Below are 6,273 nucleotides of genomic sequence, written 5' to 3'. Positions count from 1 at the left end.
TGCCATCGTCCGAAACCCTTGATGAGCTGTTGCGAATACGGCCGCGACATAGAGCTTGCGAGACTGGAACACAAGCACCTGACGTGTAACCGGGCCGCCTTGCGTGGGATGTGATCGAAGATGCGCACGGAGCGCGCCTGCAATCAACGGTAAGCGGCTTGGTTGAGCTCGACCAGAACCGAATTGCTCGGCCATGACGGCAGGCAGCCGCGCCACCGTACGGGCGGCGTCCACGCTTTCACGGCCGCCCTCCGAGGATCCGACGATGCCGGATATCGTTGCGCCGCCGCCATACCGGAAGGTCCGCCGCCTTCACGATGTGACAAGCGCATCATTCGCTTCCAACGCGTCACAACAGTCCAACAGAACCGACCGGCCAAATCTCCGCCCGCAAACGGCGAAGGGCGAACAGGAGCATGGCACCGATGATCAGCGGCGCGGCCGGAAGCGGGCCGACGTTCAGGGGTATCAGCAGGAGTGGCAATGCGTAGACCATCGCCGGCCAAGGTGATCGCTCGAACCCACGATCCATCAGAAAAAGCGCGCCGATGGTCAGCGGGATCAGATCGTAGAAGAAGGATTGCGGCGAGCCGAGAAGCGTTGCGGCGAACAGCACCGCGACCTTTCGGCTCCTCGTCGCCGGAGAACGCCAAACATACCAAGTCGCACCCGCAGCGGCGAGGAGGAACGGGACCTGGATCCACCATGCGGTCGACGCGCTGAAACCAAGCAGCCGCGCCGCCATGAAGACCGACGGCATCATCCATTGGAAGGGTCCGCTCCCTTCGTTCATCATGGCCGTCTGCATCGGCAGCGCGAGGTTCACGAAGTCGCGCCATGGCTGGAGACCGAAAGCCACAACAGTGAGGCCGCAGACCCCAAGCGCCGTCAGAGCTGTCGCGGCGACGGTCTGCCAGCGTCGTTCCGCGGCGAGCGCCACCGGAAGAAGGAGGCCGAGATGCGGCTTCACCACGAGGAGACCCAACAGAACGCCCGACAATAGCGGCCGTCGCTCGAGGAGAGCCATGCCGCCGATCAGCAGCGCTGCCGTGAAGAACCCATTCTGGCCAAGGATAAGATTTGCAGCGACGGCCGGAGACAGCGCCAACATCAGCGGGTGGATTTCGCGCCACTCCCGGACCGCGAGCATCATCGCCGCAAAGGATAGGAGCATGAAGAGCAGATAGCCCGCACCGTAGCCGACGAGGCCCAGCGGCGCGACCAAGAGCAGCATGGGCGGTGGGTAGGACCAGAAATGCAGCGGCAGGGCCGGGTCGAACAGCGTTCGCAACTGCAGGAGAAAAGCATCTGGATCGAAAATATCGCCGATTTCGCCGGCCAGGATGAGTTGGCCCGCCGTCCAGTAGTTCACGAAATCGCGCCCGAGCGCGTGCCTCATGACGTCGAGATGGCCATCCCCGGTCGCGAAATAGGCGATTACCAGCGTCCAGCTGAGAACCATCGCCGCCCCGATGGGCAGATATGCAGAAATCGCACGCCGTTCTGATCCGACCACTTCCGGCATCGTCTCGCCGTCCCTCGCGCCGGCACCCCTGTCGACGGCGCTGGCGGGCTCCACAGGCGAGCTGCATCGCTGGGGCGTCACGCCCTGACCGCCATCATCACGCGGCAGCGCGCTGAGGCACGAGGCGCTCGCTGGCGAGCGCGGCGCCGGCGCCCTCGACGCCGGCCTCGGCGTATTCGGCGTCCTCGTTGACGTTCCAGACGTCGTGCAGGCGGTGGCCGGCGAGGATGTTGCGAACCGTCAGCATGGCGGTCATCATCGCATGGTCCTGGTTGTTGTACTTGTGCATGCCGTTGCGGCCGACGAGATGGAGCGTCGGGTAACTTGCGTCGAAGTCGCGGCGAATGCTCGCCACGTGGTCGCGATAGGCATCATCATAGACCGGATAGGCCTTCGGCTGGCGGACCACGCAGGCATCGACGACATCTTCCGGATCGATCAGACCGATGGCGCCGATCTCCCGCTTTGCCAATGCCACCAGCTCGTCGTCACTCGCATTCCAAAGGCCATCGCCTTGGAAGCAGAAGTATTCCAGGCCGAGGCAGGTCATGCCCTCGTCCGGCACCAGCTCCGGCGACCAGGACCGGAAATTCTGCACGCGGCCTACCTGCATGGCGGGATCGTGGATGTAGACCCAGTTGTCGGGGAAGGATTTTCCGGCCTTCGCGATCAGGGCGACGGTCAGGAAGTCGCGGTACTGCAAGGACTTGGCATTGAACAGGCTGAGCGGCGCCGGGCGGATGGCACCGGCAAGCTCGCGGATCGCCGCCGAGGAGACGACGTGGCGCGCTCGATAGGTCACGGTGGCTCCCGCGGTGTCGACAGCGGTCACCGTCCAGCGCCCGGAAGCCGCGTCCCAGCGCAGGCCCTCGACGGACTGCCCGAGATGGATGGTCCCGCCCTGCGCGCGGATCTTGGTCGCCGCGGCCTCCCACATCATGCCCGGCCCGCGGCGGGGATAGCGGAAGGATTCGATCAGCGTCTTGATCACCGCGCCCTTCTTCTGCCGACGACGGCGGGCGAAGGGAAGCGATCCGACCAGCGCGTTGCGAATGGCGGCGCCGAGGTCGAGGCCCTTGATCCGCTGCGAGGCCCAATCGGCCGAGATGTCGTCGCAGGACATGCCCCAGACCTTCTCGGTATAGGTCTTGAAGAAGATCGAAAACAGCCGCTCGCCGAACTGGTTGCGGACCCATTCGTGGAAGGTCTTCGGCTCGGCGATCGGCTTGGCGCGGGCCTTGGCATAGGAGGCGACGCAGGCAAGGCTCTCGCCGAGGCCGAGATTGCGCAGCGCCTCGAACGCCTTCAGCGGATAGCTGTAGAACTTGCCGCCATAATAGATCCGCGACAGCCGCGGCCGCTCGATGAAATCATCGGGCAGCATCTCGTTCCAAAGATCCACGACCTCTTGTGACTTGGAGAAAAAACGGTGGCCGCCGATGTCGAAGAGATAGCCTTTGTAGTCGACCGTACGGCTGATGCCCCCGACAAAGACCGGATCGCGCTCGAGCACGACGACGTCCCGTCCGGCCTTTGTCAGCAGGTAGCCGGCGGTGAGGCCGGCAGGTCCGGCTCCAATAATCAGCGTCTCGGTTTCGACAAGCATGAGAGTCCCTGGACGCATCGGTTGCAGCGCCGAACATGCCGGGAAAACCTTGCCGATACGGTTAAGGGCGCCGGGAAAAGCGGGATTCTCGTTAGCGCTGACCGAAAGTGAATACGCGCTGGCAGAGGAAGGAGACGCCCGCGACGCCGGCCGAACAGGTCAGGAGGATGAGAAGCGGCGGCACGGCGGGGGCGAGATGGCAGAGGAGGATGAAGCCGAGATAGTTGCCGCCCTGCGCGAGGAGCGCCACGCCGGCATAGCGCAAGGCCTCGTCCAGACGGCGGCGTCCGCTCGCCCGAAAGGTGAAGCGGCGGTTCAATTGCCACGTGACCAGCGTCGCCACGGAGATCGAAACAGCGCGCGCAGCGGCCAGCGCCATGCCGCCTGCCTCGAGCGCCATGAAGACGGCCGCGTCCGCCAGAAGGCCGATAAGGCCGACCGCGAGGAAGATGCCGAAGCCGCGAACGGTCAGCTGATCCCGGGCAGCCGCCAGCGCCTTGACCCCTTGCAGCGACATGCCCGACCCCTTCCTCATCCCGCTCCGCGGCTCGACCGCCGCATATCAGACGAGAAGGGTTACGACGGGGTCAAGGGTGGCCCTCCTTAACGCGCCGGAAGGCCGGCTCTGCGATGGTGGCCTTTTGCATGGGTGCCCCGATGCTGCTGCCATCCCGCTCGGACAAAAAGGGCATAGCCGCGACCGCATCGGCGGAACCGAAGCCGGCCGGCCTGACGCTGCGCACGCCGGATCTCGCCAGCCAGCGCGCCCGTCTCCTCCTCGCTTTTCTCGTGGTGCTCGCCGGGGCGTTCTACTACGGGCGACAGACGCTGCTGACCGAGGCCTTCATCGACACCGACGACGCAATGCGCATGGTCATCGTGCGCGATCTCCTCGGCGGGCAAGCCTGGTTCGACCACGACGTTTCGCGTCTGCAGCCGCCGTTCGGGCTGGAGATGCACTGGTCGCGCCTGGTCGATGGGGCGCTGGCGGGGCCGATCCGGCTGGCGACGCCTTTTGCCGGCATGCGCGCCGAGACGCTGGTCCGGACCCTCTGGCCGCTGTTCTGGCTGTTGCCGGCGTCGCTCTCGGCGTTTGCGATCGCCTTGCGGCTCGGCGGTCGGCGGGCTGTCTTGCCTTGTGCCGTGCTGCTTCTCCTGTCGCCTGCAGCTTTCACGCAGTTCGTGCCGGGACGGATCGACCATCACGACCTGCAGATCGTGGCGCTGCTGGCGGCGTTCGCCGGCGCTGTCTGGCTGGAGCGCTGGCGCGGCGGCGGGTGGCTCGCCGGCATCGCCACCGGCCTTCTCGTGACCGTGGGCCTCGAGGGCCTGATCCTGGCCGCCGCCATCGGCGTCACGATCGCCCTGCGGCTCGCGGCCACCGGCACGGCGGCTGCCGGCGCTAAGCGCTACGCAGTCGGCCTTGGCGCTTCGGCGGCGCTGGGCTTCCTGGCGGAGACCGATCCGCAACGCTGGACGACGCCGGTCTGCGATGCTCTGGCGATCAACCTCCTGGCGGGACTGCTGGTCGCGGCCGCTGGCCTTGGACTGATTGCCGAAGCGGCGGCGCGCGGCCGCCTCGGCGGTCGCGGACGCCTGATCGCGGTGGTCGCCACCGGCTTAGCTGCGGCAGCCGTCTATCTCGGCCTCGATCCCAGCTGCCTTCGCGGCCCGTTTGCGGATGTCGACGCCCGGCTCTACCCAATCTGGCTCGACCTCGTGAAGGAAGTATTGCCGCTCGCGGTCGTCTGGTCGAGCACGCCCGAGATAGCGATTGCCTTTGCCGCCGCCCCGCTGGCCGCGCTTGGCATCGGCGCCTGGTGCCTCACCTCAGGACCGGGGCGGCGTGATACCGCTTGGCTGACCGCCCTCGCCGTCCTCGCTCTCGCCGTGCTGCTGACGCTGTTGCAGGCGGTGAAGGGCAGCGCCTATGCCGCGTGGGTGGCGGCGCCTGTGGCGGGAGCAGCCGTGACCCACCTGATGCGCCACTGGCGGTCTCTTTTGCTTCCGACGCTGCTTGCGACCCTCGCTGTGTCACCGCTCCCAGCGCTGGTTGCCTACCGGGCGCTCGCGAAGCCTACGGCGGCAGTGGCCGACGTGGCAGCCTGCAACGATGAAAGTGCGTTCAGGACCTTGGCCATTTTGCTGCCCGGTCTCGTCCTCGCCGATGTCGACCTCGGTCCGATGATCCTCGCCTTCACGCCGCATTCGGTGCTGGCAGCGCCCTATCACCGGATGCCGGACGGCATTCTCGCCGCGCACCGGATGCTGAACGGGCAACCGGACGACGCCCGGCCGCTCGTGCGCGCCCGCGGCATCGCCTATATCGCCCTCTGCGGCGACGCGATCGCACCGCCCTACGATGCCGCGCCCGGCAACCTTTACGGAGAGCTGAAAGCCGGTCGCGCCGTGGATTGGCTGGAGACCGTTCCGGGGCCCGGTCCGCTGCAGGTCTTCCGCGTCCGACCGTAAGCGCGGCGGAAGAGGCAGGCCTCAGCGACGGTAAGGTCACGCTCTTTTCAGCCACCGTCACGGCCACCGCGCAGCGTTACCGCGCTGAGGCGGTCCCCCGCGCGCCTATTCTTCTTCGATAGTGTAATCCGGGTTCTCGCAGAGGTCATAGCTGCGGTCCTCGGTGTCGGTGCCGTCCTCGAAGACGGTTCGCACGTCGAAGACGCAGGTTTCCGCGCCGCGGATGGTGGCGGGCGCACTGCCGCCCGGCGGGATCGGCGCGGTCACGAGGTTTTCCTCCCAATTGTCGACATCGGGCGCCGACAGGTAGAATTCCGTCACCGGCGAGCTCGTCTCGTTGTCGAGCGTGAAGCCGATGTCGCGAGCGCAAGCCGCCGAGGCGATGAAGACGAGGGGGAGAGCAAGGACTGCAAAGCGCTTCATGGTCGGGTCCAAAGGCGGGGTTGAGGAGATCGGCGAGCCGACCCTCCAGCCTTATCACGAATACGGCAACTTGCAGTGAGAACTTCGGTCAGGGCCAAGTTTGCGCGAGGGTCGCCGCCCTCGCTGGAGAGCGGCGTCCGCCAAGGAGAGAGGCCTTCGTTCCCGCTGCCAGCGGTCTGCTCAGCCCCAGCAGCGTCGCCGTTACCAGACGCGCAGGTGGGGCGACGGGTCGCCGCCAGCCTGTTTC

General features: G+C 66.4%; 5 protein-coding genes. 1 reads left to right on the top strand and 4 read right to left on the bottom strand.

Annotation, left to right across the window (positions count from 1 at the left end):
* Positions 1-349: 349 nt before the first annotated feature.
* The 3 genes from ACZLZY_RS19000 to ACZLZY_RS18990 all read right to left on the bottom strand — a co-directional run bounded on the left by ACZLZY_RS19000 (position 350) and on the right by ACZLZY_RS18990 (position 3,648).
* Positions 350-1,525 (bottom strand): glycosyltransferase family 87 protein, encoded by a 1,176-nt coding sequence (locus ACZLZY_RS19000; RefSeq protein WP_472935132.1) that lies wholly within the window; start codon positions 1,523-1,525, stop codon positions 350-352.
* Between the two features lie 97 nt (positions 1,526-1,622).
* Positions 1,623-3,131, bottom strand: coding sequence for an NAD(P)/FAD-dependent oxidoreductase (locus ACZLZY_RS18995; RefSeq protein ID WP_472935131.1), 1,509 nt, complete (start codon positions 3,129-3,131; stop codon positions 1,623-1,625).
* A 91-nt stretch (positions 3,132-3,222) separates the two neighbouring features.
* Positions 3,223-3,648, bottom strand: a complete 426-nt coding sequence (locus tag ACZLZY_RS18990; RefSeq protein ID WP_472935130.1) for a GtrA family protein — start codon at positions 3,646-3,648, stop codon at positions 3,223-3,225.
* Between the two features lie 140 nt (positions 3,649-3,788).
* Between ACZLZY_RS18990 and ACZLZY_RS18985 the strand changes: the two genes are divergently transcribed.
* The gene (locus ACZLZY_RS18985; protein WP_472935129.1) at positions 3,789-5,603 is read left to right on the top strand and encodes a hypothetical protein; all 1,815 of its coding nucleotides are present in this window, start codon (positions 3,789-3,791) and stop codon (positions 5,601-5,603) included.
* Between the two features lie 105 nt (positions 5,604-5,708).
* Here the strand turns inward: ACZLZY_RS18985 and ACZLZY_RS18980 are convergent, their stop codons facing one another.
* A complete protein-coding gene (locus ACZLZY_RS18980) occupies positions 5,709-6,026 on the bottom strand; it encodes a hypothetical protein (RefSeq protein WP_472935128.1) in 318 nt (105 codons plus the stop codon).
* Between the last annotated feature and the right edge of the window lie 247 nt (positions 6,027-6,273).

The sequence above is a fragment of the Mesocryomonas lacus genome (assembly GCF_055730135.2).
Note: the sequence above shows the minus strand (reverse complement) of the source record. Positions and strands in the feature narration are given on the sequence as shown.

Coding starts and splice junctions, on each gene's coding strand:
- ACZLZY_RS19000 (WP_472935132.1), bottom strand. CDS start 1,525: ATGCCGGAAGTGGTCGGATCAGAACGGCGTGCGATTTCTGCATATCTG.
- ACZLZY_RS18995 (WP_472935131.1), bottom strand. CDS start 3,131: ATGCTTGTCGAAACCGAGACGCTGATTATTGGAGCCGGACCTGCCGGC.
- ACZLZY_RS18990 (WP_472935130.1), bottom strand. CDS start 3,648: ATGTCGCTGCAAGGGGTCAAGGCGCTGGCGGCTGCCCGGGATCAGCTG.
- ACZLZY_RS18985 (WP_472935129.1), top strand. CDS start 3,789: ATGCTGCTGCCATCCCGCTCGGACAAAAAGGGCATAGCCGCGACCGCA.
- ACZLZY_RS18980 (WP_472935128.1), bottom strand. CDS start 6,026: ATGAAGCGCTTTGCAGTCCTTGCTCTCCCCCTCGTCTTCATCGCCTCG.